The organism is Streptomyces zingiberis, assembly GCF_012034935.1.
Lineage (GTDB): Bacteria > Actinomycetota > Actinomycetes > Streptomycetales > Streptomycetaceae > Streptomyces > Streptomyces zingiberis.
The window spans coordinates 181,381-205,231 of record NZ_JAATEN010000002.1; the positions used below are offsets into that span (position 1 = coordinate 181,381).

Sequence of the window (23,851 nt, forward strand, 5' to 3'; positions counted from 1 at the left end):
GAAGGGCATGGAAGGGCACGGCATGGAAGGGCACCGCGGGCGGCGGGCCCGCCCGTGCGGCTCAGCCCGCCGGCCGCTCCCCGGCGATCACCCGGTAGGCCAGCTCCGCCAGCCGGCGCTGCCCCTCGCGGCTCGGGTGGAACCAGTCCCACGGGCTCAGCTGGGCCCCGGTGAACCGGAAGCGGAAGACCGCCCCGCCGTCGTACCGGCACCGCCGGTCCCGGCCGCACTCCTCCTCCAGCACCCGGTTGTAGGCGACGACCCGGTCCCGCACCGCCTGCCGCCGCTCCACCGCCGCCGGGCCCACCGCGTCGGGCTCGGCCAGCATCGACGGGCAGATGCCCAGCGCCCAGACCTGCTTGGCCTGATCACTGCCCCGGCCCTGCTCCCACAGCCGGTACAGGTCCGGCACGCTGGCCACGAACACCTCGGTCTCCGGCAGCCCTTCGCGCAGCGTCCGCAGCGCCTCGCGGAAGTCCGCCCGGAAGCTCTCCACCGGCGTCATCGACGCGACGCCGCTCCGGCAGGCGTCGTTGGCGCCCATCAGCACCGTCACCAGCTCCGGCCGGTGGCGTACGGCGCGCTCCGCCTGGCCGGGCAGGTCCGCCATGGCGGCGCCGGTGCGGGCGAGGTTCACGCTGTCCGCGCGCGGGTCCGCCAGCAGCCGCGTGGCCAGGCTGTTCACCTCCGGGTCCGTGCCGGTCGCCCAGGACGCCCGGACGCAGTCGGCGAGCAGCCGGCAGGCGTCGAAACCGCGGCTCATCGAGTCGCCGAGCGCGGCGAGCGAGCCGGGGCCGCCCTCCGGCGGCCGCGCCGGGGACGAGGTGGGCGTGGCCACGGGGCTCCGCCGCTCACCCCCGCCCCCGCCGTCCGGGCCGGACCCGCAGCCCGCGAGTGGCAGCACGGCGAGGGCGAGCGCGGCCGCCAGTGCCGCTCCGGGGCGGCCGGTGGTCCGGGTGCTCCGGGTGGCCCGGGCAGTCAGGGCGCGCCGGGCGCGCCCGGGGGCAGGCGGCTGTCCGGCGCGCCGCGGGGTGCGGGCGCCACGCGCTCCGCGGGGGCCCTGCCGCTCCGTCTCCCGCATCCCTGCTTCCCTTCGCTCCGGGCACCCGGATCCCGTCAACCGGAAGCCGCCGGCTCCTCCGTACGGAGGGTCGGTACACCCGGTCGGGCGGCATCCGGTCACGCCATTCGGGGACGCTCCCGAGGGTGAAGCTTCCGTGATATCTGTGCCTGACCGACCGTACGTCACCCGGCGGTCTCCGCCGCACGGTAGCTTTCTCCCGGGGCAGCCGACGCCGTGTCCGTGGCGGGTTTCCCGGTCCTTCGACCGGAGTAGCGCGCCCCGCCCCGTCCGTTCACGGCACGTCACCAGAGTGTCCCTTTTGCAGAGGATCGCCCCCGATGTTGTTTACTGTTGGTCATCTCGGGGCCTGGTGCGGGAGTGGTCTCTGGGGCAGAATGTCAAGCCCTGTTCCGGACGAGATCGGTACGGGCGCGAGGCCGCAGGGGAAGGCGCACCTCGTCCCACACTGGAGGTCCCGGTGACGACACGTGGAGTCCTGTACGTGCACTCCGCCCCGCGCGCGCTCTGCCCGCACGTGGAGTGGGCGGTCGCGGGCGTCCTCGGCGTCCGTGTCAGCCTCGACTGGATCAAACAGCCGGCCGAACCGGGCACCTGGCGCGCCGAGTTCAGCTGGCAGGGGGAGACGGGCACGGCCTCCAAGCTCGCCTCCGCCCTCCGCGGCTGGCAGCTCCTCCGCTTCGAGGTGACCGCCGAGCCCTGCGCCGGCGCCGAGGGCGAGCGCTACAGCGCCACCCCCGACCTCGGCATCTTCCACGCCGTCACCGGCGTCCACGGCGACATCCTCATCCCCGAGGACCGGCTGCGGGCGGCGCTGGCCCGCTCCGCCCGCGGGGAGACGGCCCTGGAGGCCGAGATCGCCAAACTGCTGGGCAAGCCCTGGGACGACGAGCTGGAGGCGTTCCGCTACGCGGGCGAGGGCGCCCCCGTCCGCTGGCTCCACCAGGTCGTCTGACGGCCCGCCCCGGGCGTCCCGGGCTTCCCCTCCCCGGCCGCCGCCGACCGGCCGGGGAGAACGCACGAGGTCCCCGCCCCGGACACCCCGGGCGGGGACCTCATCTGTACACGGACCGCCGTGGAAGGGGCCGAAGACCCCGGCGGGCCCCCGGCCCCGGGCCATGGCGGCGCCGGGGCGGGGGCAGGAGCGCTGCCTCCGGCGGTGCTGCCCCGGACCGTGCTGCCTCAGACCGTCCGGAAGGCCAGCACCACGTTGTGGCCGCCGAAGCCGAACGAATTGTTCAGCGCGGCGATCGTGCCCTCCGGCAGGGCGCGCGGCTCGTCACGGACGACGTCGGCGCTCACCTCGGGGTCGAGGTTGGTGATGTTGACGGTCGGCGGGGCCGTCCGGTGGTACAGCGCCAGCACGGTGGCCACCGTCTCCACGCCGCCCGCGCCGCCCAGCAGATGCCCGGTCATGGACTTGGTCGCGGAGACCGCCATGTGGTCCACGTCGTCCCCGAAGACCTTCCGCAGCGCCTTGATCTCCGCGACGTCACCCAGCGGGGTGGAGGTCGCGTGCGCGTTGATGTGCGCGATCTCGGACGGCTTGAGGTCGGTGGAGTCCAGCAGGTTCCGCAGGGCGTCCGCGATGCCGCGGCCCTCCGGCTCCGGCTGGGTGATGTGGTGGCCGTCGGCCGAGATGCCCTGGCCGAGCACCTCGCAGTAGACGCGGGCGTTCCGCGCCGCGGCGTGCTCCGCGGACTCCAGGATCACCACGCCCGAGCCCTCGCCGAGCACGAAGCCGTTGCGGTCGGCGTCGTAGGGGCGGGAGGCGCCCTGCGGGTCGTCGTTGTTCTTGGACATCGCCATCATGTTGCCGAAGGCGGCGATCGGCAGCGGGTGGATGGCCGCCTCGGTGCCGCCCGCGACGACCACGTCGGCGCGGCCGGTGCGGATCATCTCCACCGCGTAGCCGATGGCCTCGGCGCCGGAGGCGCAGGCGCTGACCGGGGTGTGCACCCCGGCGCGGGCGCCGACCTCCAGGCCGACGTTGGCCGAGGGGCTGTTCGGCATCAGCATCGGCACGGTGTGCGGGGAGACCCGCCGCGCGCCCTTGTCACGGAGCGCGTCGTACTGCTCGAGGAGGGTGGTGACGCCGCCGATGCCGGAGGCGATGACGGCGCCGAGCCGCTCCGGGCGCACGGCGCCGTTCTCCTCCGAGCCGGCCGCGCCGGTGTAACCGGCGTCGGCCCAGGCCTCCCGGGCGGCGATGATCGCGAACTGGGCCGAGCGGTCCAGCTTGCGGGCCATCGGCCGGGGGAGGATCTCGGAGGGGTCCACGGCCGCCGAAGCGGCGATGCGGACCGGCAGCTCGGCGAAGCGCTCGCCCTCCAGCACGGTCACTCCGGACCGGCCGGCGAGCAGGCCCTCCCAGGTCGAGGCGTAGTCGCCCCCCAGCGGTGTGGTTGCTCCGATACCGGTGACGACCACGGTGCGGTTGGTCGGGTTCACAGGAATGTCTCCACGTGTTCAGGGGTGGTGCGGACCACCGCCACCGCCGGGGTGGCGACGAACGCCCAGGTCAGCTCTGGTGCTTGAGGATGTAGTCCGTGGCGTCGCCGACGGTCTTGAGGTTCTTGACGTCGTCGTCCGGGATCTTCACGTCGAAGCGCTCCTCGGCGGCGACGACGACCTCGACCATGGACAGCGAGTCGACGTCCAGGTCGTCGGTGAAGGACTTGTCCAGCTGGACGTCCTCGGTGGGGATGCCGGCGATCTCGTTGACGATCTCCGCCAGTCCTTCGACGATCTCTTGCTGCGTGGCGGCCATGGTGGCGCTCTCCATTCGGTGTTCGGGTGGTGCTGTACGGGTGGGACTCGGGTGGGGACTTCCCCCGCGGTGCGCCGCCCGGCGGAGGCCGGAGGACGCGGTGGGGCCGCATGCTCGGCGGGACGGGCTGCCCCGTACCGGCGCGTGCGGTGCCTAAGGGAGGGTAACGACCGTCGCGGCGTAGACGAGCCCCGCCCCGAAGCCGATGACCAGCGCGGTGTCCCCGCTCTTCGCGGCGCCGGTCGCCAGCAGCCGCTCCATCGCGAGCGGGATCGACGCCGCCGAGGTGTTGCCGGTGGACTCGACGTCACGGGCGACCGTGACGGTGTCCGGCAGTTTGAGGGTCTTCACCATCGAGTCGATGATCCGCATGTTGGCCTGGTGCGGGATGAAGGCGTCCAGGTCGGCCGGGTCGACCCCGGCCGCGTCCAGGGCCTGCTGCGCGACCTTCGCCATCTCGAAGACGGCCCAGCGGAACACCGCCTGGCCCTCCTGCGTGAGGGCGGGGAACTTGACCTCGCCCTTGGAGTCGAGGGGCAGCCGGGAGAGGTCGCCGGCGCGGAACTCGTCCCAGGGGACCGTCTGCTTGATGGTGTCGGACTTGTCACCCTCCGAGCCCCAGACGACCGGTCCGATCGCGGGCTCCTCGGAGGGGCCGACGACCACGGCGCCGGCACCGTCGCCGAAGAGGAAGGCCGTGGCGCGGTCCTCCAGGTCGGTGAGGTCCGACAGCCGCTCGACACCGATGACCAGGACGTGCTCGGCACTGCCCTCGGTGACCATGCCCTTGGCGAGCGCCAGGCCGTAACCGAAGCCCGCGCAGCCCGCGCTGACGTCGAACGCGGCCGGCTTGCCCGCGCCGATCCGGTGCGCGATCTCGGTGGCGACGGCCGGGGTCTGCTTGAAGTGCGAGACGGTGGCGACGATGACACCGCCGATCTGCTCCGGGGCGATCCCCGCGTCGGCGATGGCCTTCCCGGCCGCCTCGACCGACATCAGGGCCACGGTCTCCTCGGGGGAGGCCCAGTGGCGGGTCGCGATCCCGGAGCGGGAGCGGATCCACTCGTCCGAGGAGTCGATGTGCTTGAGGATCTCCTCGTTGGGCACCACGCGGGTCGGGCGGTAACCGCCCACCCCCATGATGCGCGCGTACGGGGCACCCCGGCTCGGCTTGATCTTCGCGGTCATGCGGGTGGGCTCCTATTCCGCGGAAGAGGGGGCGGCGGGCTTCTGCCCGGCCTGTCCCGCGTGTTCGGCGATCAGTTCGCGGGCGGCGTCGAGATCGGCCGGGGTCTTCAGGGCGAGGGTCCGCACCCCGGGCAGCGCCCGCTTGGCCAGCCCGGTGAGGGTGCCGCCCGGCAGGACCTCGATCAGCGCGGTGACGCCCAGCTCCTGGAACGTCTCCATGCACAGATCCCAGCGGACCGGGTTGGAGACCTGGCGGACCAGGCGCTCCACGGCGTCCGGACCGGACGCCACGGCCCGGCCGTCCTTGTTCGAGATCCAGGGCAGGCGCGGGTCCGCGGGCGACAGCCGCGCCGCGGCGGCCTCCAGCCGCGCGACCGCCGGGGCCATGTGGCCCGTGTGGAACGCGCCGGCCACCTTCAGCGGGATGACCCGCGCCTTCTCCGGCTTGGCCGCGGCGAGTCCGGCGAGCTGGGCGGCGGTGCCGGCGGCGACGATCTGCCCGGCGCCGTTGATGTTGGCCGGGGTCAGCCCCAGCTTCTCCAGGTGGGCCAGGACGGTGTCCCGGTCCCCGCCGAGCACCGCCGACATCCCCGTCTCGGTGACGGCGGCGGCCTCGGCCATGGCCAGGCCGCGCTCCCGGACGAGGGTCACGGCCTCGGCGTCGGAGAGCACCCCGCTCAGCGCGGCGGCGGTCAGCTCGCCGACGCTGTGCCCCGCGACGGCGCCGACCTGGGCGGGAAGCCCGGAGCCGAGGTCGTCGAAGAGCGCGTGGGCGGCGACGAGGCCCGCGGCGACCAGCAGCGGCTGGGCCACCGCCGTGTCCCGGATGGTCTCGGCGTCGGCCTCGGTGCCGTGGTGCACCAGGTCCAGTCCGGTGGCGGCCGACCACTCCGCGAGGCGCGGGGCCACGCCGGGGAGGTCGAGCCAGGGGGTCAGGAAGCCGGGCGTCTGGGCGCCTTGGCCGGGAGCGACGAGTACGAGCACTCTCACACTCTCTCCCGGCGCCGGGCTCCGCCGCCCGTGGGGACAGGGACCAAGAACCGTCAGGGGAATTGTGCGTACCCCACAAAGGCTCAGGACAGGGAATCCCCGTCGGCGAGGCGGCCCAGGATGAGGGCGATGCGCAGGGTGAACGCGGAGCGCACATCGGAGGGTGACCATCCGGTGACGTCCGTCACACGTCGCAGCCGGTAGCGGACGGTGTTGGGGTGGACGAAGAGCATCCGCGCGGCGCCCTCCAGACTGCTCGCCTGCTCCAGATAGACGCTCAGCGTCTCCAGCAGTGCCGAGCCGGCCTCCTCCAGCGGTCTGTAGATCTCCTCCACCAACTGCTGCCGCGCGCTCGCGTCGCCCGCCATGGCGCGCTCCGGCAGCAGGTCGTCCGCGAGCACCGGGCGGGGGGCGTCCGGCCAGGCCGAGCACGCCCGCAGCCCGGCCGCGGCGGCCGCCGCCGAGCGCGTCGCCGACAGCAGGTCGCCGACGACAGGTCCGGCCACCACCGGGCCCGCCGCGAACGGGCCGATCAGATCCCGCGCGATGCGCAGCGGATCGGTGCTGCCGCCCGCGACCACCACCAGCCGGCTGCCCAGCACCCCCGTCAGCACCTGGACCTTCGCGTGCCGCGCGGCCCGGCGGATCGCCTCCACGGTCAGCTCGCTGTCCCCCTCGGGGGCGGTGCCCAGCACGGCGCAGACGTGCTCCGGGGAGCTCCAGCCCAGCGCGGCGGCGCGGGAGAGGGTGCCCTCGTCCGCCTCGCCGGAGAGCACCGCGTTGACCACCAGCGACTCCAGCCGGGCGTCCCACGCGCCGCGCGCCTCCGCGGCCTGGGCGTACACCCGCGCCGTGGCGAAGGCGATCTCCCGCGCGTAGACGAGCAGCGCCTCGCGGAGCATGGACTCGTCCCCCGGTGCGGCCACCTCCTCGATCGCCGTCTCCATGACCTCGATGGTGGTGCGCACCATCTCCACGGTCTGCCGCAGCGTGACGGCCCGGGTCAGCTCGCGCGGGGCCGTGCCGAAGACGTCGGTGCTGATCGCCTGCGGCGCCTCGGGGTGGCGGAACCACTCGGTGAAGGCCGCGATACCGGCCTGCGCGACCAGCCCGATCCAGGAGCGGTTCTCCGGCGGCATCGCCCGGTACCACGGCAGCGTCTCGTCCATGCGCGCGATGGCGTCGGCCGCCAGCGAGGCGGCGGACTTCTCCAGCCTCAGGAGCGTCGCGGCGTGCGGATGGGCGCGGTCGGGTGATCCGGATGCAGGTTCTGGCACGTGGACTAGCCTGCCTCATCCCCCGGACATCCGGGGCCGGGGGTCCGGGACCGGCCCCCCGCACGGGAGCGTCCCCACGTGTGCCGCGCCCACGGGGGAGGGCTAGCGTGAGGGACATGAGCGAGGTCTGGCGGGCGGAGGCGCGGTACCGCGGCGGGGACGGCGTGACCGGCGGCGAGGACGGCGACGGGACCGGTGACGGGGGCGCGGGGCCGGCCGGGGCCGGCGGGGCCGCCACCGAGACGGCCGGCGGGGCCACCGGGGAGGCGGCCCCCGGCATCGTGACCCTGCACGCCTTCTCCTTCGGCCGCTTCTACGACCCGGACAACCTGCGCTTCGGCCCCCTGATCGCCTGCAACGAGGAGCGGCTGGCGCCCGGCGCGGGCTTCGCCGCCCACCGGCACCGGGACACCGAGATCGTCACCTGGGTCGTCGAGGGCGAGCTGACCCACCGGGACTCCGCGGGCCACACCACCGTCGTCCGCCCCGGCGACGTCCAGCGCCTCGGCGCCGGTTCCGGCGTGGAGCACGAGGAGCGCAACGACGGCGACCGCACGCTGGTCTTCGTGCAGATGTGGCTGACCCCGCGTGAGCCCGGTGGCGAACCGGAGTACGAGATCGTCCGCGGCCTCGCCGAGCGCACCCCGTTCGCCGTCGAGCGCTCCGGCGCCGTCCTCCACCTCCGCCGCCCGGCGGCGGGCGCGCGCGTCGCCCTCCCGGACGCCCCGCGCAGCTACGTCCACGTGACCGCCGGCGCACTGCGGCTGGACGGCGCGGGCGACGGCGGCGGCGCACCCGCGGAACCGCCCCTCACCCCGGGCGACGCCCTCCGTCTCACGGCCCCCCGCTCCCTGACCGCCGAGGAACCCTCCGAACTCCTGGTCTGGGAACTGCCGTAACTGGTGCCGCCCCTTGCGGTCGGCTGTTCCCGCCGTTGTCGGGCGCATCCTCCTACTCGCAAGTAACCCGTAGTTTTCTTTAGTTTCACGTGTGCCTGGTGTGGCAAACTAAAAACTCTTTTTACTTTGCTACGGTGCAGGGGTGGCAGTGGAACATCGAGGGAGCCTCGTCCGCCGCGGTGCCCTGTGGCGGATCGCTGCCGGGCAGCGTGGCTACTTCACCGCGGCGCAGGCCGTGGAATCCGGCTACTCATATCAAAGTCAGCGATATCACGCACACCGGGGCAACTGGGTCTCCGTGGACCGTGGGCTCTACCGCCTGCCCGAGTTCTCCGACCTGCCGACCGAGGGAGACGAGCAACTCGTGCGCTGGTGGCTCTGGAGCAAGGGCCGCGCGGTCATCTCACATGCCAGCGCCCTGGCCGCCCACGACCTCGGCACGGCGAACCCTTCACGGATCCATCTGACGGTTCCGCGTGGTTTCCGGCAGAAATCGGAAACGGTGATCCTGCACCGCGCGGAGTTGCGGGCGGCGGATGTCGAGCACCGACAGGGATACCGTCTCACCACCCCGATCCGGGCCCTCGTGGAGTCCGCCGCGGATGGATACGACCAGGATGTCCTGGAGGGCGCGGTGGCCGAGGCGCTGGAACGCGGCATGGTGACGCGTCGCGGCCTGCTCCACGCCGCGCAACTGCTGGGATCCCGCGCGGAGCTGGGTGTGGAACGGGCGCTGGGAGCCGCGTCATGACCGGCCGGTACCGTGACGCGCCCGCGCTGCGGCGTGCCTTGGAGGCCCGGCTGAAGCAGGAGTCCGAGAAGTCGGGCACCGACCTGTCCCGCCGTCGGCGGCTCGTCGTCTTCGACCGGATGGCGGCCCGCCTCGCCGTGGACGGAACCGGCGGCTGGATCCTCAAAGGCGGGGCCGTCATGGAGTTCCGGCTACCCGGGCGGGCTCGTACCACCAAGGATCTGGATCTCGCGCTCCGGCCCGAGGAAGGTCTTGGCGCCGATGGGGGCGAGGTACGTGACCTGCTGATCGAGGCATTGGCGGTGGACCTGGACGGCGACGGCTTCCGCTTCCGTGTCGGTGCCCCGGTGCCGCTGCGGGCGGACACCGCCGGGCGGGGTGGCTGGCGGTTCTCCGTCGAGGCGCACCTTGCGGGCAAACTCTTCGCGGGCATCCGTGTGGATGTGGTGGACCGGGGTGAGGAGATCGCCCGGACCGAGTGCCTTTCCCTCCCCAACACGCTGAGTTTTGCCGGGACCCCGCAGCGGACGATCGAGGCGGTCGACCGCCGCCAGCACTTCGCGGAGAAGCTGCACGCTTTCACCCGTGACTACGGCAACCGCCCCAACACGCGGGTCAAGAACCTGGCGGATCTCGTGTTGCTCATCGAGGACGGCCTTGCCGGAGACGCCGTGCTCGCCGGCGTCGTGCGGCATGTCTTCGCGGTACGTGCGACGCACGACCTTCCGCGCGACGTGCCCGACCCACCGCCCGCGTGGCGGGCCGAATACCCACGGCCGGCCGGGGAACTGGTCACCGAGATCCCGGCCACCGTGGATGCGGTGCTCGCGCTGGTGCGCGAGGTCTGGGCGACGGCCCTGGCCGGAGACGCGCGTGAACACGGCCGGTCCGGGGGAGGCGGCTGAGTTGAGGCCGCACCGCACCGGCCTCGACCACCCGTGGAACGGCTGCGGCGATCACGAGCCGCCCGTGACGGTCTCCCGTGTCAGCCGCCCAGTTCGGAGAGGACCGCGTCCGTGAACGGGGGCCAGGCCTCGATGGCCCAGTCGCCGAAGTCGCGGTCGGTGAGCGCGACGCAGGCCGCCCCGGCCTCCGGGTCGAACCAGAGGAAGGTGCCCGTCTGCCCGAAGTGGCCGCAGGTGCGCGGCGAGGAGCGCTCGCCCGTCCAGTGCGGGGACTTGTGGCCGCGGATCTCGAAGCCGAGGCCCCAGTCGCAGGGTCGCTGCTGCCCGTAGCCGGGGACCACGCCGTTGAGGCCGGGGAAGACGACCTGCGTGGCCTCGGCCACCGTCCGCGGGTGGAGCAGCCGCGGCGCCTGCACCTCGGCGGCGAACCGCACCAGATCCGCCACCGTGGAGACGGCGTCCTTGGCGGGGGAGCCGGGCAGGTCGGTGGAGGCCATGCCGAGCGGTTCCAGCACCGCCTGGCGCAGATACTCGGGGAAGGCGATCCCGGTGACCTTGGCGATGTGGTCGCCCAGGGCCTCGAAGCCGGCGTTGGAGTAGATGCGCCGCTCACCGGGGGGCGCCATCGGCCGGTCCTCGTCGAAGGCGAGCCCCGAGGCGTGGGCCAGCAGGTGGCGGACCGTGGCACCCTCCGGGCCGGCCGGTTCGTCCAGCTCGACGGCGCCCTCCTCGTACGCGACGAGGACGGCGTACGCGCTCAGCGGCTTGGTGACGGACGCGAGGCGGAAGCGGTGGTCGTCCGGGCCGTGCGATCCGGCCACGGTGCCGTCGGCCCGGACCACCGCGGCGGCGGCGGTGGGGACCGGCCAGTTCTCGATCAGGCGCAGACTCTCCATGCCCAGGAGCCTAACGTTCCGTCCGGAGAGCCCCCGCCCCGCCCGGGGCCGGAGCCTCACGGGGACGGGCGGGGCGGTGGCACCGGCGGGGCGCGGATCCACCGGGTTCCGGGAGCCACCGGGTTCCGGGAGAACCGCCGGGCGCCCCGGGGCGACCGGCGGACCCGAGGACGGCCGGAAGCCGCGCCCGGCGGTGCTTGCCTGGAGTGCGCTCCACGTCATTAGCGTGGGCGGCGCCGGGTACCGGGCCGAGAGCACGACGGCGTACCGGCGGGACGGCGGGACGGCGCGACAGCAGAACAGCAGGACAGCAGAACAGCGGAGCAGCGGCGGAAGGCAGGGCGGGGCCCATGAGTGTGACGGAGAGCGTGACCGCGCGGCGGGGACTGTGCCCGGAGCGGGCCGCGCCCGCGCGCCCGGCCGGCCAGGACGCCTACACCATCAGCGAGGTCTCCGCCTGGACGGGTCTCACCGACCACACCCTCCGCTGGTACGAGCGCATCGGCCTGATGCCGCACGTGGACCGCTCGCACACCGGCCGCCGCCGCTACACCGACCGCGACCTGGACTGGCTCACCTTCGTGGGCCGGCTGCGGCTGACGGGGATGCCCGTCGCCGACATGGTCCGCTACGCCGAACTGGTCCGCGCGGGCGACCACACCGTCTCCGAGCGGCACGCACTGCTCCGCGCCCACCGGGAGGACGTCCGGCGCCGGATCACCGAACTCCAGGAGACTCTCGCGGTACTCGACTCCAAGATCGACACCTATGCGGAGAGGTCCGAAACGGCATGAACGAGCAGAACGCCACCATCCCCCGCACCCGCCTCGGCACGGACGGCCCGGAGGCCGGCGTCCAGGGGCTCGGCTGCATGGGCATGAGCTTCGCCTACGGCCCCACCGACGAGGCCGAGGCCCGCGCCACCCTGGAGCGGGCCCTGGAACTGGGCGTCACCCACTACGACACCGCCGAGCTGTACGGCAACGGCGCGAACGAGGCCTTCCTCGCCCCGTTCGTCGCGGCACACCGCGACGCGATCGTCCTCGCCACCAAGTTCGGCATCATCGCCGACCCCGCCGACCCTTCCCGGCGCACCATCAGCAACGCCCCCGACTACATCCGCCGCGCCGTCGAGGGCAGCCTGCGCCGGCTGGGCGTGGACGTCATCGACCTCTACTACATGCACCGCCGCGACGAGAACGTGCCCATCGAGGAGACCGTCGGCACCATGGCCGAACTCGTGCGGGAGGGCAAGGTCACATACCTCGGGCTGAGCGAGGTGACGGGCGCGGAGCTGCGCGCCGCGCACGCCGAACACCCCATCACCGCCGTGCAGTCGGAGTGGTCCCTGTTCAGCCGGGACGTGGAGCGCACGGCGGTGCCCGCCGCCCGGGAGCTGGGCGTCGCCTTCGTCCCCTACTCGCCGCTCGGCCGCGGCTTCCTCACCGGCGCGTTCACCGACGCGGGGCAGGAGCTGAGCGCCGGTGACTTCCGCCGCACCATGCCCCGCTTCACCGGCGAGAACGCCACCGCCAACGCGGCGCTGCTGGAGCCCGTACGGGCCGTCGCCCAGGCCCACGGCGCCACCCTCGGGCAGATCGCCCTGGCCTGGGTGCACCAGCAGGCCGACCGGCACGGGCTGGCCGTCGTCCCGATCCCCGGCACCCGCAAGCGCTCCCGTCTGGAGGAGAACACCGCGGCCACCCGACTCCGGCTCACCGAGGAGGAACTGGCGCGCCTCGACACCATCGCCGACCGCGTGAGCGGCACCCGCTACCCGAGCATGGCGGCCACCTCCGCCGGCCGCGAGTAGCGGCACAGCGCCCGCGGGGCCGCGCACCGGGGGCCCGGCGGAGTCGGAACCGGCCCCCGGTGGCGGACCGTCCCGCCCCGGTCCGGGGCGCTCCGTCACGCGGCGCCCGCCGGCGGCCTCGCCGTCACAACTCCGCCAGCAGCTCCGCCTTCTTCGAGCTGAACTCGTCGTCCGTGAGCAGCCCCGCCTCGTGCAGCGCGCCGAGGTGGCGGATGCGGTCCGCCACGTCGGCCGGGTCGGGGCGGGCCTGCGCGCGGGCGCCGGCGGTGAGGACGGACGGGGCGGCGGCGGTGCCGGCGCACGGCGAGACGCCGCCGTCCGTGGTGGCCGGGGACGCGGCCTTGACGGCCTCCAGCACCGAGGCGGCGAACGGCAGGGACTCGTGCACGAGGCCGTAGCCGAGACCGAAGACCACCGAGGCGGGGTCCTGGTCGGCGTCGCCCGTCCCCGGGGTGTCCGCGCCGCGGCGCAGCAGCCGCAGATGGCCGTCGAACACCTCGGGGGAGCGCCACTCCACCCCGCCCAGCTCGCCCACGGGGAACCGCTGGTCACCCGCTTTCCACTTGGCGGAGGAGGCGCCCGTCCAGAACCAGCGGAAGACGACGGACTCGCCGTCGAAGCGCGCCTTGCCGTCGTACGCCTTGAAGCTGAGCGGTGGCGGCGGCGCGGCGACGAGATGGCACTCGGCGGGGCGCCCGGCGTCCGGGCCGAGGGCGGAGCGCAGTTCCTCCGCGTAGTACTCGGCGAGGAGTTCACGCTCGGCGGGGAGCACGAGACGGTAGGGGTCGGAGCCCTCCTTGAGCTGGCCGTCCGCCGCGTCCATCAGCGGATCGGCGCCGGGCCGGGGTACGGCCCGCAGTACCACGCTCCCCTTTCTGCCGGGAGTGAGCTCCACGGCGGACAGCGCCTCGTACGGGACACGTCGTTCACCGAGGACATGGAAGAGTCTCGGCGTGCGGATCCCCCGTTCGAAGCGGATGAGCACGGAGTCCGTGTCGAACTCCCAGACGGTGTGGAAACCGGCCAGCTGTTCACCCATGCGCTTCATCGTAGGCGGCGGGGCTGTGGCCGTCCTCCCGCCGAGTGCCGCGCGTATCACCGTTCGTGGCCTCCCTGGTCCGCGGTGCCGCAGTGCGCGCCGCCGGAGCAGCGGACCGCGGCGAGGTCTCCCACGCCGACCCGGGCGAAGTTCTCCAGACTCGCGGTGCCCGGGACGAAGTAGCCGGCGTGGCCGAAGGCGCCCTCGGCGGAGAGCCGCCGCGCCCCGAAACCGGGGGAGACGGGGTCCACGCCGTGGCCGAGCGCGCCGAGTTCGAGGTTGGGCACGTCCTCGATCCAGTCACCGGTGTCCCGCGTGGCCCAGACGCGGGCGTGTCCTCCGAGGTCGGAGACGCGCTCGGCGCGCATCCCCGGGCTGCCCGCGACCGCTATGTCGGTGACCCGCGGCGGCAGCGAACGCGCCGCCACCCCGCAGACCACGGAGCCGTAGCTGTGGCAGAACAGCGCGACCTTCGCCGTCCCCGGCAGCGCCCGGACGAGCGCGGTGAGGCCGAGCGCGCCCCGCGCGGCCAGCCGCCCGGCAGCGGCGTCCATGCCGATGCCGGCCGGAGCGGTGTAGTCCGCCCACGCGATGACCGCGGTACGGACGCCGGGGGCCGCCGCGCGCTCGGCGGAGTGCAGCGCGCGCGCCATGCCGACGGGCGCGGAGTACGGCCCGCGGCTGCGCTCGAAGGTCACCACCTCGGTGTCCACCCCCGGCACCACCACCGACACCCTCCGGGCGGCCGTCAGATCGCCGAACACCTCCGCGACCCGGCCGGGGCCCGTCGGGTCGAAGGCGAGGATCTGCCGGCCCGGGCGGAGGAGCGACGCGTAGCGCTGTGCGCGGCGGGCGGTCTGCTCGCGGCCGAGCGGGGTGAGCCGGCTGTCGTGCAGCCGCGCCCGCTCGGACACCAGCGCCCGCCGCAGCGCGGCGCGGTTGGCCTGGTAGCGCAGGGACGGCGGGGCGCCGCCCAGATTGCCGACGACCAGCGGATGGCGGTCCGCGAGGCGCCGGCGCTGCTCCGCTGCGAGCGTCCCGAAGAACGCGCGGATCTCCTCCGGCGCCGCGTCGGCGCGGGGGAGGCGCCGCCCGCCGGCCGTGTCCCGGTTCCACGCCGCCTCCGCCGCGGCGCGCGGCCCCGGGCGCGGGTGCTGGGTGCGCAGCGCCGTCCAGCCGGTGGTGGCCAGCAGGACCAGCACCAGGCAGAGGATCAGCGCCGCCCGCGATGCCGGGGAGCCGCTGAACCAGGGGCTGGGGGAGGAGCCGAGCTCGGAGATGGAAGACACTGCGGGACACCCTAGGAGACGGACCGCTGCCGAATCGTTATCCGGCGTCCCACCGTGAGTCATTTCACGTTTACGGCCGGGCAAAGCGGCCACAAGGGACAGGTTGGGCATCCGCGCTGCGTCACGGCCCTTGAGCGGCCGGTAACCCTCGGTGATCTCCGGGGGCGCACCGATGGCGCTCCTCCCGTACGGGCCCGCCGCCGGGCGCGCGCCACGCCGGCGCCACCGGGGCTCGGCGGCGCCGTCCCCGTGTCCGTCGTCCCTCGTCAGCGCCGTGCGGACGCGGTTTCGGAGGGCGCGGCGGCGGGACGGTGCCAGTCCTCGGCCAGTGCGGGGACGAGCTGGTCGAGGTGGCGCTCGGTGATCGCGCGGAGTGCCTCGGCCGAGTTGTCCGGGCCGGCGCCCCACACCTGCCCCGCGGCGCGCGTGACGCCGATGAACGTGGCCGCCAGTACCCGGGGGCGCGGGTCGGTGCCGGGGTCGGTGCCCGTCCGCCGGGCGATCTCCCGCGCCAGCCGGTCCTCCCAGGCGGCGCAGCGCCGCAGCATCACGGCGAGCAACGCCGGGGTGCACTCGATGACCTGGAACATCCGCAGGTGCAGCTCGGGTTCGACCGTGTCGGTGACCGATTCCGCGATGCGGTCCCAGCCGGCGGAGAGCGCGCCGCGCAGCGCGGCCAGCGGCGGCTCGTCCGGGGGCCGGGCGGCGAACGCCTCCAGGATCTCTTCCTCCACCCTCTCCTGGACGGCGAAGGCCACGTCCTCCTTGCCGGAGAAGTAGCGGAAGAAGGTGCGCTGGGAGACCTGCACGGCCTCGGCGATCTCGTCCACCGTCGTCCGCTCGTAGCCCCGGGTGGTGAACAGCCCCAGGGCGGCGCGGATCAGCGCGGCCCGGGTGCGCTGCTTCTTGCGCTCCCGCAGTCCGCACGGTCCGCTCACCGGTCGCCGTGTCGTCACCGGGTGTTCCTCCCTGGGGTCGATGGCTGTTCTCCCTGGTCGGAAGGGTGGGGTGGCGCTGACAGTTACTCCCGGCCGAAAGGGTTTGTCAACTGTCAGTCGCTGACATAATCTCCCGGCCATGACGTCCCAGACTCCCGTCGCCGAACCGGCGCCGGACCGTATCGAGACGGCCGCTCCCCGTACGGGGCTGCGCGGCCACCCCTGGCTCACCCTCTTCTCCGTGGCGCTCGGCGTGATGATGGTCGCGCTCGACGGCACGATCGTCGCCATCGCCAACCCGGCCATCCAGCGGGACCTCGGCGCCTCGCTCGCCGACGTCCAGTGGATCACCAACGGCTATCTGCTCGCGCTGGCCGTCTCCCTCATCACCGCGGGCAAGCTCGGCGACCGCTTCGGCCACCGGCAGACCTTCCTCATCGGCATCGTCGGCTTCGCCTTGGCCTCGGCCGCGATCGGCTTCTCCACCACCGTGCCGCTGGTCATAGCCTTCCGCGTGTTGCAGGGCCTCTTCGGCGCGCTGCTGATGCCCGCCGCGCTGGGCCTGCTGCGCGCCACCTTCCCCGCCGAGCGGCTCAACATGGCCATCGGCATCTGGGGCATGGTGATCGGCGCCTCGACCGCGGCCGGCCCGATCGTCGGCGGGCTGCTGGTCGAGCACGTCAACTGGCAGTCGGTCTTCTTCATCAACGTGCCGGTGGGCGCCGCCGCGCTCGCCCTGGGCCTGGTGATCCTCGTCGACCACCGCGCCCCGAACGCGCCGCGCACCTTCGACATACCCGGCATCGTCCTGCTCTCCTCGGCGATGTTCTTCCTGGTCTGGGCGCTGATCAAGGCCCCGGAGTGGGGCTGGGGCGACGGGGTCACCCTCTTCTTCCTCGCCACGGCGGTGGGCGCGTTCATCGCCTTCGCCGTCTGGGAGACCCGGGTCCGCGAACCGCTCATCCCGCTGCGGATGTTCCGTTCGGTGCCGCTCTCCGCGGGCACGGTCCTGATGGTGCTGATGGCCTTCGCCTTCATGGGCGGGATCTTCTTCGTCACCTTCTACCTGCAGAACGTGCACGGCATGAGCCCCGTGGACAGCGGGCTCCATCTGCTGCCGCTCACCGGCATGATGATCGTGGCCTCCCCGGTCGCGGGAGCGCTGATCACCAAGGTGGGGCCGCGGGTCCCGCTGGTCGGTGGCATGGCGTTCACCGCCGCCGCCAGCTTCGGCCTGGCGACCCTGGAGCGCGACAGCGGCAGTGGGGTGATGTCCCTGTGGTTCGCGCTGCTCGGCCTCGGCCTGGCCCCCGTGATGGTGGGCGCGACGGACGTCATCGTCGGCAACGCGCCGCTGGAGCTCTCCGGCGTGGCGGGCGGTCTCCAGCAGGCCGCCATGCAGGTCGGCGGCAGCCTCGGCACGGCCGTCCTCGGCGCCACCATGGCCGCCCGGGTCGACGGCGAACTGCCCGGCAACTGGGCGGACGCACAGCTTCCGCCGGTCACCCCGGAGCAGATGGCGCGGATGTCCGAGGCCGTCGAGGTGGGCATCGCGCCCGTGCCCGACGGGACGCCGCCGCAGATCGCCGAGACGATCACCGGCGTCGCGCATGACACGTTCGTGTCCGGCATGGGCTTCTCGTTCACCGTCGCCGGGGGCGTGGCGGTGCTGGCCGTGTTCGTCGCCCTCCTGACCCGGCGCGGGGAGAACGCCGAGGCCGGGGTCCCGGGGGCGCACATCTGAGACGGACGGGGCCGCGTCGCGCGGTGCGGTGACGGCCCCGGGCCGGGTGCCGGGCGCCGACCGCGCAGTGCGCCGGGATCGTCAACTCCGGTTGTGCGGCGTCCTGTTGGCGTCAGCCTCGGCAGGATTGTCCCCTATCCGGGTGGACCGCGCCGCCGGTTCTGGCGGCGGCCGTCCCGCGTCGGGAAGGCTCGTCCCGCGAGCGCCGCCGGCCGTCCGGCCCGGCGGCGGAAACCGTGCCGTGCCCGGCAGGGGCGGCACCTCACGGGGGAGTGATCCTGATGCGTACCCTTCCGGCGACCGCCGCCCTGACCGCCGCCCTGACCGCCGCGGCCGCCCTGACGGCCGTCGCCCTGCTGCCGGCCGCACCGGCTGCCGCGAACCCGGCTGCCGCGGACCCGACCGCCGCGAACCGGGCCGCGGCAAGCCCGGTGGCGGCGAGCCGGGTGGTTCCGACCGCCGGGCCTGCCGCCGGCGCCTGTCCCGTCGGGGCGCTCTGCCTCTGGGACCGAGCCGGTTTCACCGGCGAGCGCCGCACCCACGAGCTGTCCGCCACCGACATCGAGAGCTGCGTCCCGCTGCCCGCCGGTACCACCGCGGAGTCGTTCGCCAACCGCACGGGCCGGCCCGTCACCACCTACCAGAGCGCCGTGTGCGGGGAGACCGGGGAGTTCGACACCTACCCCGGTGACGGCACCTGGGTGCCCGCCTCCCCCTACCAGGTGCGGGCGTTCAAGATCTGGGAGAACTGAGGGTTCGGCACCGGCGGGCGAGCCCCTGAACGGCGTTGTCTTCCTGCCGGGCAGGGGCTCGCCGGCTCGCCGGGGGCCGTCACCGGGCCGCAGGTGGTACCCGGGCCCCGCAGCGGACGGCGCCGGCAGCTCCACGCGAACTGATCCGGGGGCCAGGGCCGTTCGGCCCTGGGCCCGGCTGTCCGGCGGGGCCTGCCGGGTCCCCCGCCCCGCGGGACCGGCGCGCGCCACTCACCGCCCCCCCGGGGCGCGTCGCCCGTTGTCCGCCCCGCCTCCGGCCGGCCCGTGCATTCCGCCCGGGGGCGGGGGCATACGGAGAGCAGCCCGATACGTCGACCCCCGGGAGGGAATATGGCGGGCTCGTGGAACACCAGCGCGCGCGGGAACCCCCGTGAGAGCGGCCGGACGGGGTCGTGGAACGGGCTGGACAGCGCGTCTCTGGGCATCATCGGGCTGGTCTGCGCGATCGCCGGATTCTTCGCTCTGGGCATCGTGCTCGGACCGGCGGCGATCGTCTGCGGCTGGCTGTCGATGGGACGCACGTGGAACTTCCGTGGCGCCTCCGTACCGGCGCTCGTCGCGGTCGTCCTCGGCGCCATCGACACGGTGATGGCCCTGCTGTGGCTGACCGGGCTGAACGGCGGCGGAGCCCTCTGACGCATCTGGAGACGGAGGGCCCGCCCGCCGCGTGACGGCACCGGCCGGCGCCGTGCCACCGCCCGTGAGGGCGGGGCGCGCCACGGCCGGAGGGCCGGGTTCGGACCAAGCATCCTTGGTCCGAACCCGGCCCTCCGGGTGTCCGGTGACGGCCGGCCCGCCTTCCGGGAGCCGGCGGCCGGTCAGGTCAGGCGTCGCCGCCCGCGGCGCCCGGGTCGGCCGCCGTCGGGTCCAGCAGCTGGTAGCGGTCGATGGCCTGCTTCAGCACGGAGCGGTCCACCTTGCCGTCCCGGGCCAGCTCGGTGAGCACGCCCAGCACGATCGACTGCGCGTCGATGTGGAAGAAGCGGCGCGCCGCGCCCCGGGTGTCCGCGAAGCCGAAACCGTCCGCGCCGAGTGACTGGTAGGTGCCCGGCACCCAGCGGGCGATCTGGTCCGGCACCGCGCGCATCCAGTCGGAGACGGCCACCTTCGGCCCCTCGGTGTCCCGGAGCTTGGTGGTGACGTACGGCACCCGCTGCTCCTCCTCGGGGTGGAGGAGGTTGTGCTCCTCGGCCGCGACGGCGTCCTTGCGGAGCTCGTTCCAGGAGGTGGCCGACCAGACGTCCGCCCGGACGTCCCACTCCTCGGCGAGGAGGCGCTGTGCCTCCAGCGCCCACGGCACGGCCACGCCCGAGGCGAGGATCTGCGCCGGGATCATTCCCCGCTCGCCCTGCCTGAGGCGGTAGAGGCCCTTGAGGATGCCCTCGACGTCCACGTTCTCCGGCTCGGCCGGGTGCTGGATCGGCTCGTTGTAGACGGTGAGGTAGTAGAAGACGTCCTCGCTGTCCTCGCCGTACATGCGGCGGAGGCCGTCCTTGACGATGTGCGCGATCTCGTAGCCGTAGGCCGGGTCGTAGGAGACGGCCGCCGGGTTGGTGGAGGCCAGCAGCTGCGAGTGGCCGTCCGCGTGCTGGAGCCCCTCACCGGTCAGGGTGGTCCGCCCCGCCGTGGCGCCGAGCACGAAACCGCGCGAGAGCTGGTCGGCCATCTGCCAGAACTGGTCGCCGGTCCGCTGGAACCCGAACATCGAGTAGAAGACGTAGACCGGGATGAGCGGCTCGCCGTGGGTGGCGTACGCCGAACCCGCCGCGATCAGCGAGGCGGTGCAGCCGGCCTCGGAGATGCCGTCGTGCAGCATCTGGCCGGTCGGCGACTCCTTGTAGGCGAGCAGCAGTTCGCGGTCGACCGACTCGTACTGCTGGCCCAGCGGGTTGTAGATCTTCGCGCTCGGGAAGAAGGAGTCCATCCCGAAGGTGCGGTACTCGTCGGGGGCGATCAGCACGAAGCGCTTGCCGATCTCCTTGTCCCGCATGAGGTCCTTCAGCAGCCGGACGAACGCCATGGTGGTGGCGATCTGCTGCTGGCCGGAGCCCTTCTTGACCGTCGCGTAGGTCTTGTCCGCGGGCAGCGGCAGCGGCTTCGCGCGCACGACCCGGGTCGGCACGTAGCCGCCCAGCGCCTTGCGGCGGTCGTGCATGTACTGGATCTCCTCGGAGTCGGGCCCGGGGTGGTAGTACGGCGGCAGGCCGGACTCCAGGTCCTTGTCCGGGATCGGCAGGTGCAGCCGGTCGCGGAACATCTTGAGGTCGTCGACCGTCAGCTTCTTCATCTGGTGGGTCGCGTTGCGGCCCTCGAAGTTGGGGCCGAGCGTCCAGCCCTTGACGGTCTGCGCCAGGATCACCGTGGGCTGGCCCTTGTGCTCCTTGGCCGCCTTGTACGCCGCGTAGATCTTCTTGTGGTCGTGGCCGCCGCGCCCCAGGTGCAGGATCTGGTCGTCGGTCATGTTCTCGACCATCGTGCGCAGTCGCTGGTCGTCGCCGAAGAAGTGGTCGCGGATGTAGGAGCCGCTCTCCGTGGCGTACGTCTGGAACTGGCCGTCGGGGGTGGTGTTCAACTTGTTGACCAGCAGGCCGTCCCGGTCCTGGGCGAGCAGCGGGTCCCAGCTGCGGTCCCACACCAGCTTGATCACGTTCCAGCCGGCGCCGCGGAAGACGGACTCCAGCTCCTGGATGATCTTGCCGTTGCCGCGCACCGGGCCGTCGAGGCGCTGCAGGTTGCAGTTGACCACGAAGGTGAGGTTGTCCAGGCCCTCACGGGCGGCGATGGAGAGCTGGCCGATCGACTCGGGCTCGTCCATCTCGCCGTCGCCGAGGTAGGCCCAGACGTGGGAGCGGGAGGTGTCGGCGATGCCGCGCGCCTCCATGTAGCGGTTCATCCGCGCCTGGAAGATCGCGCCCAGCGGGCCGAGGCCCATGGAGACCGTCGGGAACTCCCAGAAGTCCGGCATCGACCGCGGGTGCGGGTAGCTGGACAGCCCGTCCGGGAACCGGGACTTCTCCTGGCGGAAACCGTCGAGCTGGGTCTCGGAGAGCCGGTCCAGGAGGTAGGCGCGGGCGTAGACCCCGGGGGAGGCGTGCCCCTGGAAGAAGATCTGGTCGCCGCCGTCCCCCGCGTCCTTGCCGCGGAAGAAGTGGTTGAAGCCGACGTCGTAGAGGGACGCCGAGGAGGCGAAAGTGGCGATGTGGCCGCCGACGCCGATGCCCGGGCGCTGGGCGCGCGAGACCATCACGGCCGCGTTCCACCGGGTCGCGTTGAGGATCTTGCGCTCGATCTCCTCGTTGCCCGGGAAGAACGGCTCGTTCTTGGTGGCGATGGTGTTGACGTAGTCCGTGCTGCGCATCTCCGGGACGGCGACGCGTTGGGCGCGTGCCCGCTCGATGAGGCGGAGCATCAGGTAACGGGCGCGTTCCCGGCCTCGCTCGTCGACGGCCGCGTCGAGCGAGTCGAGCCACTCCTGGGTCTCCTCGGGATCAAAGTCCGGGACCTGGCTGGGAAGGCCGCCAATAATGATCGGGTTGCGATCGGATGCGGAAGCCACGCTGTTCCTTCGCTATTCGTTCGTACCGTGCACGCTGTGGAATCGTGCTCTGCTGGTGTCGCGCCGCCTCCATCGTGGACCGCAGAGGCGCGTACGTCATCTCTACTGATCGGTAATAAGCTGTACTGTGAGGTAACCGCCACTCTGCGAGACGGCGACCGGTTGACCGGTTGTCGACCGGTTGCGGCCGACTTGGGTGGCTCGGCCGACTCGCCACCTTACGCCGAGCCGTCCCGCGGCCCCGCCCCGCCCTCCTCCGGCGCCGGTCTTCTCCCTGCTCCGGGCTTCGCCGGCCCGCGCGGGGCGCCTCCCCTCCGCACGCCTCTCCCGTGCGGCTCTCTCCCGCGCGCCCCTCGTTGCCGGCCCTCGCCCGCCCGCTCCCGCGGGCCGCGGGAGCGGGCCGCTCTCCCCTGCCGGTGGCGGTGCCGGGGCCCCGGGCGTCCCTTCCGGGCGTGCGCGGTCCGCCGCCCTCACGGCTGATCGGCGCAACCCTGTCACCTGCCTCCCGCGGTCCCGCCGGGAGGGGCCGGAAAGCGGTGTCGGGCCGCCCGGGGACCGGCGCGCGGCGCGTACCCGCGGCGTGCGTCTTGCGACGACAAGTCAACGTTTGGGCGGGATGGAGGGCGAGGTACTTGCGCGATCCGCCCGGCACGTGTGGACTACGCCCAAGCCTCGCGCGTGCGTGGGGCACCGAAACGATACGAAATACGACAGGAGGCAATCCGTGAGCGCGACCGCGGACCACGCGGAGGAGCGGACCAACCCTGCCGCGAGGCTGGGTTTCCAGCCCGGGCAGGTGGTCCAGGAGCTCGGCTACGACGACGACACCGAGCAGGATCTGCGTGCGGCCATCGAGGAGCTGACCGGCACCGAACTCGTCGACGAGGAGTACGACGACGTGGCGGACGCCGTGCTGCTGTGGTTCCGCGATGACGACGGCGACCTGACGGACGCGCTGGTGGACGCCACCACCATGATCGACGCGGGTGCCCCGATCTGGCTGATGACCCCCAAGACCGGCCGGGACGGCTACGTCGAGGCGAGCGACATCGGCGAGGCCGCCGCCACCGCCGGGCTCGCCCAGACGAGCAGTGTCAACGCCGGCAAGGACTGGGCCGGCAGCCGTCTGGTCACGCCGAAGGCGGCCCGTTCCGGCAAGCGGTGACACCACCCGGGCCCGGCGCCCGGCGGCCCCGTAGGACCGCGCCCCCGCCCTGACCCGCCCGTACGTGCCCCCGCGGCTCCTTCGCCGCGGGGGCACGCGGCGTGCGCCCCGGGGCGCGCCGCGTGGCCTCCCGGCCGTGCGGTGGGGGTCTCCCCGCGGAGCGCGGTGACGGAGCGTGGTGACAGACTGGGGGTGACCGTTCCCCCTCGACGAGAGGCACCCACCACCCATGGCGATCGACGTCGGCACCAAGGCCCCCGAAATCGAGCTGAAGAACCAGCACGGCGAGCTGGTGAAGCTCTCCGACTTCCGCGGTGAGAAGAACGTCGTCCTCCTCTTCTACCCCTTCGCCTTCACCGGCGTCTGCACCGGTGAGCTCTGCGCCCTGCGCGACGAGCTGCCGGCGTTCGTCAACGACGACGTGCAGCTGCTGGCGGTCTCCAACGACTCCCCGTTCTCGCTCCGGGTCTTCTCCGAGCAGGAGGGGCTGAGCTACCCGCTGCTCTCCGACTTCTGGCCGCACGGCGAGGCCTCCCGCGCCTACGGCGTCTTCGACGAGGAGAAGGGGTGCGCCGTCCGCGCCACCTTCATCATCGACAAGGAGGGCGTCGTCCGCTGGACGGTCGTCAACGCCATCCCGGACGCCCGTGACCTGAACGACTACGTCAAGGCGCTCGGCGAGCTCTGACCGCGGGCGCCGGCCGGCCCACCCGGGCACCGCCGCCGTGTGGGGTGCTCCGGGGACGGCCCGCCGAGGGCCCTGTCCCCGGAGTGTGG

The 23,851-nt window shown here is 73.4% G+C and carries 22 protein-coding genes; 11 read left to right on the top strand and 11 right to left on the bottom strand.

The window, feature by feature from the left end:
* Positions 1-61 precede the first annotated feature (61 nt).
* The gene (locus HCK00_RS03005; protein ID WP_311765115.1) at positions 62-838 is read right to left on the bottom strand and encodes a GDSL-type esterase/lipase family protein; all 777 of its coding nucleotides are present in this window, start codon (positions 836-838) and stop codon (positions 62-64) included.
* A gap of 703 nt (positions 839-1,541) precedes the next feature.
* Here HCK00_RS03005 and HCK00_RS03010 point away from each other — a divergent pair.
* Positions 1,542-2,036: a DUF3145 domain-containing protein gene (locus tag HCK00_RS03010; protein ID WP_168100153.1), complete on the top strand. Its 495-nt coding sequence runs from the start codon at positions 1,542-1,544 to the stop codon at positions 2,034-2,036.
* A 227-nt stretch (positions 2,037-2,263) separates the two neighbouring features.
* On the opposite strand, the gene fabF is transcribed toward HCK00_RS03010, so the two are convergent.
* The 5 genes from fabF to HCK00_RS03035 all read right to left on the bottom strand — a co-directional run bounded on the left by fabF (position 2,264) and on the right by HCK00_RS03035 (position 7,306).
* On the bottom strand, positions 2,264-3,532 hold the full coding sequence (fabF, locus tag HCK00_RS03015; RefSeq protein WP_168100154.1) for a beta-ketoacyl-ACP synthase II: 1,269 nt from the start codon (positions 3,530-3,532) through the stop codon (positions 2,264-2,266).
* 70 nt (positions 3,533-3,602) lie between these two features.
* Positions 3,603-3,851, bottom strand: a complete 249-nt coding sequence (locus HCK00_RS03020) for an acyl carrier protein (protein WP_168100155.1) — start codon at positions 3,849-3,851, stop codon at positions 3,603-3,605.
* A gap of 153 nt (positions 3,852-4,004) precedes the next feature.
* A complete protein-coding gene (locus HCK00_RS03025; protein WP_168100156.1) occupies positions 4,005-5,039 on the bottom strand; it encodes a ketoacyl-ACP synthase III in 1,035 nt (344 codons plus the stop codon).
* 12 nt (positions 5,040-5,051) lie between these two features.
* Positions 5,052-6,023, bottom strand: a complete 972-nt coding sequence (locus HCK00_RS03030; protein WP_168100157.1) for an ACP S-malonyltransferase — start codon at positions 6,021-6,023, stop codon at positions 5,052-5,054.
* An 89-nt stretch (positions 6,024-6,112) separates the two neighbouring features.
* Positions 6,113-7,306 carry a PucR family transcriptional regulator gene (locus HCK00_RS03035; protein WP_168100158.1) on the bottom strand — a complete coding sequence of 398 codons (1,194 nt, stop codon included), beginning with the start codon at positions 7,304-7,306 and terminating at the stop codon, positions 6,113-6,115.
* 107 nt (positions 7,307-7,413) lie between these two features.
* On the opposite strand from HCK00_RS03035, the gene HCK00_RS03040 reads away from it, so the two are divergent.
* The 3 genes from HCK00_RS03040 to HCK00_RS03050 all read left to right on the top strand — a co-directional run bounded on the left by HCK00_RS03040 (position 7,414) and on the right by HCK00_RS03050 (position 9,861).
* On the top strand, positions 7,414-8,205 hold the full coding sequence (locus HCK00_RS03040) for a pirin family protein (protein ID WP_446459011.1): 792 nt from the start codon (positions 7,414-7,416) through the stop codon (positions 8,203-8,205).
* Between the two features lie 142 nt (positions 8,206-8,347).
* A complete protein-coding gene (locus HCK00_RS03045) occupies positions 8,348-8,956 on the top strand; it encodes a type IV toxin-antitoxin system AbiEi family antitoxin domain-containing protein (protein ID WP_311765116.1) in 609 nt (202 codons plus the stop codon).
* Positions 8,953-9,861: a nucleotidyl transferase AbiEii/AbiGii toxin family protein gene (locus HCK00_RS03050; RefSeq protein WP_168100160.1), complete on the top strand. Its 909-nt coding sequence runs from the start codon at positions 8,953-8,955 to the stop codon at positions 9,859-9,861. The genes HCK00_RS03045 and HCK00_RS03050 overlap by 4 nt, the downstream gene beginning before the upstream one ends.
* A gap of 80 nt (positions 9,862-9,941) precedes the next feature.
* Here the strand turns inward: HCK00_RS03050 and HCK00_RS03055 are convergent, their stop codons facing one another.
* Positions 9,942-10,757, bottom strand: coding sequence for a serine hydrolase domain-containing protein (locus HCK00_RS03055; RefSeq protein ID WP_168100161.1), 816 nt, complete (start codon positions 10,755-10,757; stop codon positions 9,942-9,944).
* 350 nt (positions 10,758-11,107) lie between these two features.
* Between HCK00_RS03055 and HCK00_RS03060 the strand changes: the two genes are divergently transcribed.
* Positions 11,108-11,551 (top strand): MerR family transcriptional regulator, encoded by a 444-nt coding sequence (locus HCK00_RS03060; RefSeq protein WP_168100162.1) that lies wholly within the window; start codon positions 11,108-11,110, stop codon positions 11,549-11,551.
* On the top strand, positions 11,548-12,570 hold the full coding sequence (locus tag HCK00_RS03065) for an aldo/keto reductase (RefSeq protein WP_168100163.1): 1,023 nt from the start codon (positions 11,548-11,550) through the stop codon (positions 12,568-12,570). Before HCK00_RS03060 ends, HCK00_RS03065 begins: the two co-directional genes overlap by 4 nt.
* Before the next feature lie 124 nt (positions 12,571-12,694).
* Here HCK00_RS03065 and HCK00_RS03070 read toward each other — a convergent pair whose 3' ends face one another.
* The 3 genes from HCK00_RS03070 to HCK00_RS03080 all read right to left on the bottom strand — a co-directional run bounded on the left by HCK00_RS03070 (position 12,695) and on the right by HCK00_RS03080 (position 15,854).
* Positions 12,695-13,609 (bottom strand): DUF4429 domain-containing protein, encoded by a 915-nt coding sequence (locus tag HCK00_RS03070; protein ID WP_168100164.1) that lies wholly within the window; start codon positions 13,607-13,609, stop codon positions 12,695-12,697.
* Between the two features lie 56 nt (positions 13,610-13,665).
* Positions 13,666-14,898, bottom strand: coding sequence for an alpha/beta hydrolase (locus HCK00_RS03075; RefSeq protein WP_311765117.1), 1,233 nt, complete (start codon positions 14,896-14,898; stop codon positions 13,666-13,668).
* A 266-nt stretch (positions 14,899-15,164) separates the two neighbouring features.
* A complete protein-coding gene (locus HCK00_RS03080; RefSeq protein ID WP_311765118.1) occupies positions 15,165-15,854 on the bottom strand; it encodes a TetR family transcriptional regulator in 690 nt (229 codons plus the stop codon).
* Positions 15,855-15,975: 121 nt separating this feature from the next.
* Here HCK00_RS03080 and HCK00_RS03085 point away from each other — a divergent pair, with 121 nt between their 5' ends.
* The 3 genes from HCK00_RS03085 (at position 15,976) to HCK00_RS03095 (ending at position 18,989) form a co-directional block, all read left to right on the top strand.
* Entirely contained in the window at positions 15,976-17,580 is a 1,605-nt protein-coding gene (locus tag HCK00_RS03085; RefSeq protein ID WP_168100166.1) for an MFS transporter, read from the top strand.
* A 281-nt stretch (positions 17,581-17,861) separates the two neighbouring features.
* Complete coding sequence (locus tag HCK00_RS03090; protein WP_168100167.1) at positions 17,862-18,332, top strand: peptidase inhibitor family I36 protein; 471 nt, start codon at positions 17,862-17,864, stop codon at positions 18,330-18,332.
* Positions 18,333-18,683: 351 nt separating this feature from the next.
* Positions 18,684-18,989 (top strand): small hydrophobic protein, encoded by a 306-nt coding sequence (locus HCK00_RS03095; RefSeq protein WP_168100168.1) that lies wholly within the window; start codon positions 18,684-18,686, stop codon positions 18,987-18,989.
* Positions 18,990-19,176: 187 nt separating this feature from the next.
* Here HCK00_RS03095 and aceE read toward each other — a convergent pair whose 3' ends face one another.
* The gene (aceE, locus tag HCK00_RS03100; protein WP_168100169.1) at positions 19,177-21,909 is read right to left on the bottom strand and encodes a pyruvate dehydrogenase (acetyl-transferring), homodimeric type; all 2,733 of its coding nucleotides are present in this window, start codon (positions 21,907-21,909) and stop codon (positions 19,177-19,179) included.
* Positions 21,910-22,633: 724 nt separating this feature from the next.
* Between aceE and HCK00_RS03105 the strand changes: the two genes are divergently transcribed.
* Positions 22,634-23,074 (top strand): DUF3052 domain-containing protein, encoded by a 441-nt coding sequence (locus HCK00_RS03105; RefSeq protein ID WP_168100170.1) that lies wholly within the window; start codon positions 22,634-22,636, stop codon positions 23,072-23,074.
* A 229-nt stretch (positions 23,075-23,303) separates the two neighbouring features.
* On the top strand, positions 23,304-23,762 hold the full coding sequence (locus HCK00_RS03110; protein ID WP_168100171.1) for a peroxiredoxin: 459 nt from the start codon (positions 23,304-23,306) through the stop codon (positions 23,760-23,762).
* Positions 23,763-23,851 lie beyond the last annotated feature (89 nt).

Bases quoted from the DNA above. Each gene is read 5' to 3' on its own strand.
- HCK00_RS03085 (WP_168100166.1), top strand. From the start codon at position 15,976: ATGACGTCCCAGACTCCCGTCGCCGAACCGGCGCCGGACCGTATCGAG.
- HCK00_RS03095 (WP_168100168.1), top strand. From the start codon at position 18,684: ATGGCGGGCTCGTGGAACACCAGCGCGCGCGGGAACCCCCGTGAGAGC.
- HCK00_RS03055 (WP_168100161.1), bottom strand. From the start codon at position 10,757: ATGGAGAGTCTGCGCCTGATCGAGAACTGGCCGGTCCCCACCGCCGCC.
- HCK00_RS03090 (WP_168100167.1), top strand. From the start codon at position 17,862: ATGCGTACCCTTCCGGCGACCGCCGCCCTGACCGCCGCCCTGACCGCC.
- HCK00_RS03020 (WP_168100155.1), bottom strand. From the start codon at position 3,851: ATGGCCGCCACGCAGCAAGAGATCGTCGAAGGACTGGCGGAGATCGTC.
- HCK00_RS03050 (WP_168100160.1), top strand. From the start codon at position 8,953: ATGACCGGCCGGTACCGTGACGCGCCCGCGCTGCGGCGTGCCTTGGAG.
- HCK00_RS03070 (WP_168100164.1), bottom strand. From the start codon at position 13,609: ATGGGTGAACAGCTGGCCGGTTTCCACACCGTCTGGGAGTTCGACACG.
- HCK00_RS03060 (WP_168100162.1), top strand. From the start codon at position 11,108: ATGAGTGTGACGGAGAGCGTGACCGCGCGGCGGGGACTGTGCCCGGAG.
- HCK00_RS03110 (WP_168100171.1), top strand. From the start codon at position 23,304: ATGGCGATCGACGTCGGCACCAAGGCCCCCGAAATCGAGCTGAAGAAC.
- HCK00_RS03025 (WP_168100156.1), bottom strand. From the start codon at position 5,039: ATGACCGCGAAGATCAAGCCGAGCCGGGGTGCCCCGTACGCGCGCATC.
- HCK00_RS03065 (WP_168100163.1), top strand. From the start codon at position 11,548: ATGAACGAGCAGAACGCCACCATCCCCCGCACCCGCCTCGGCACGGAC.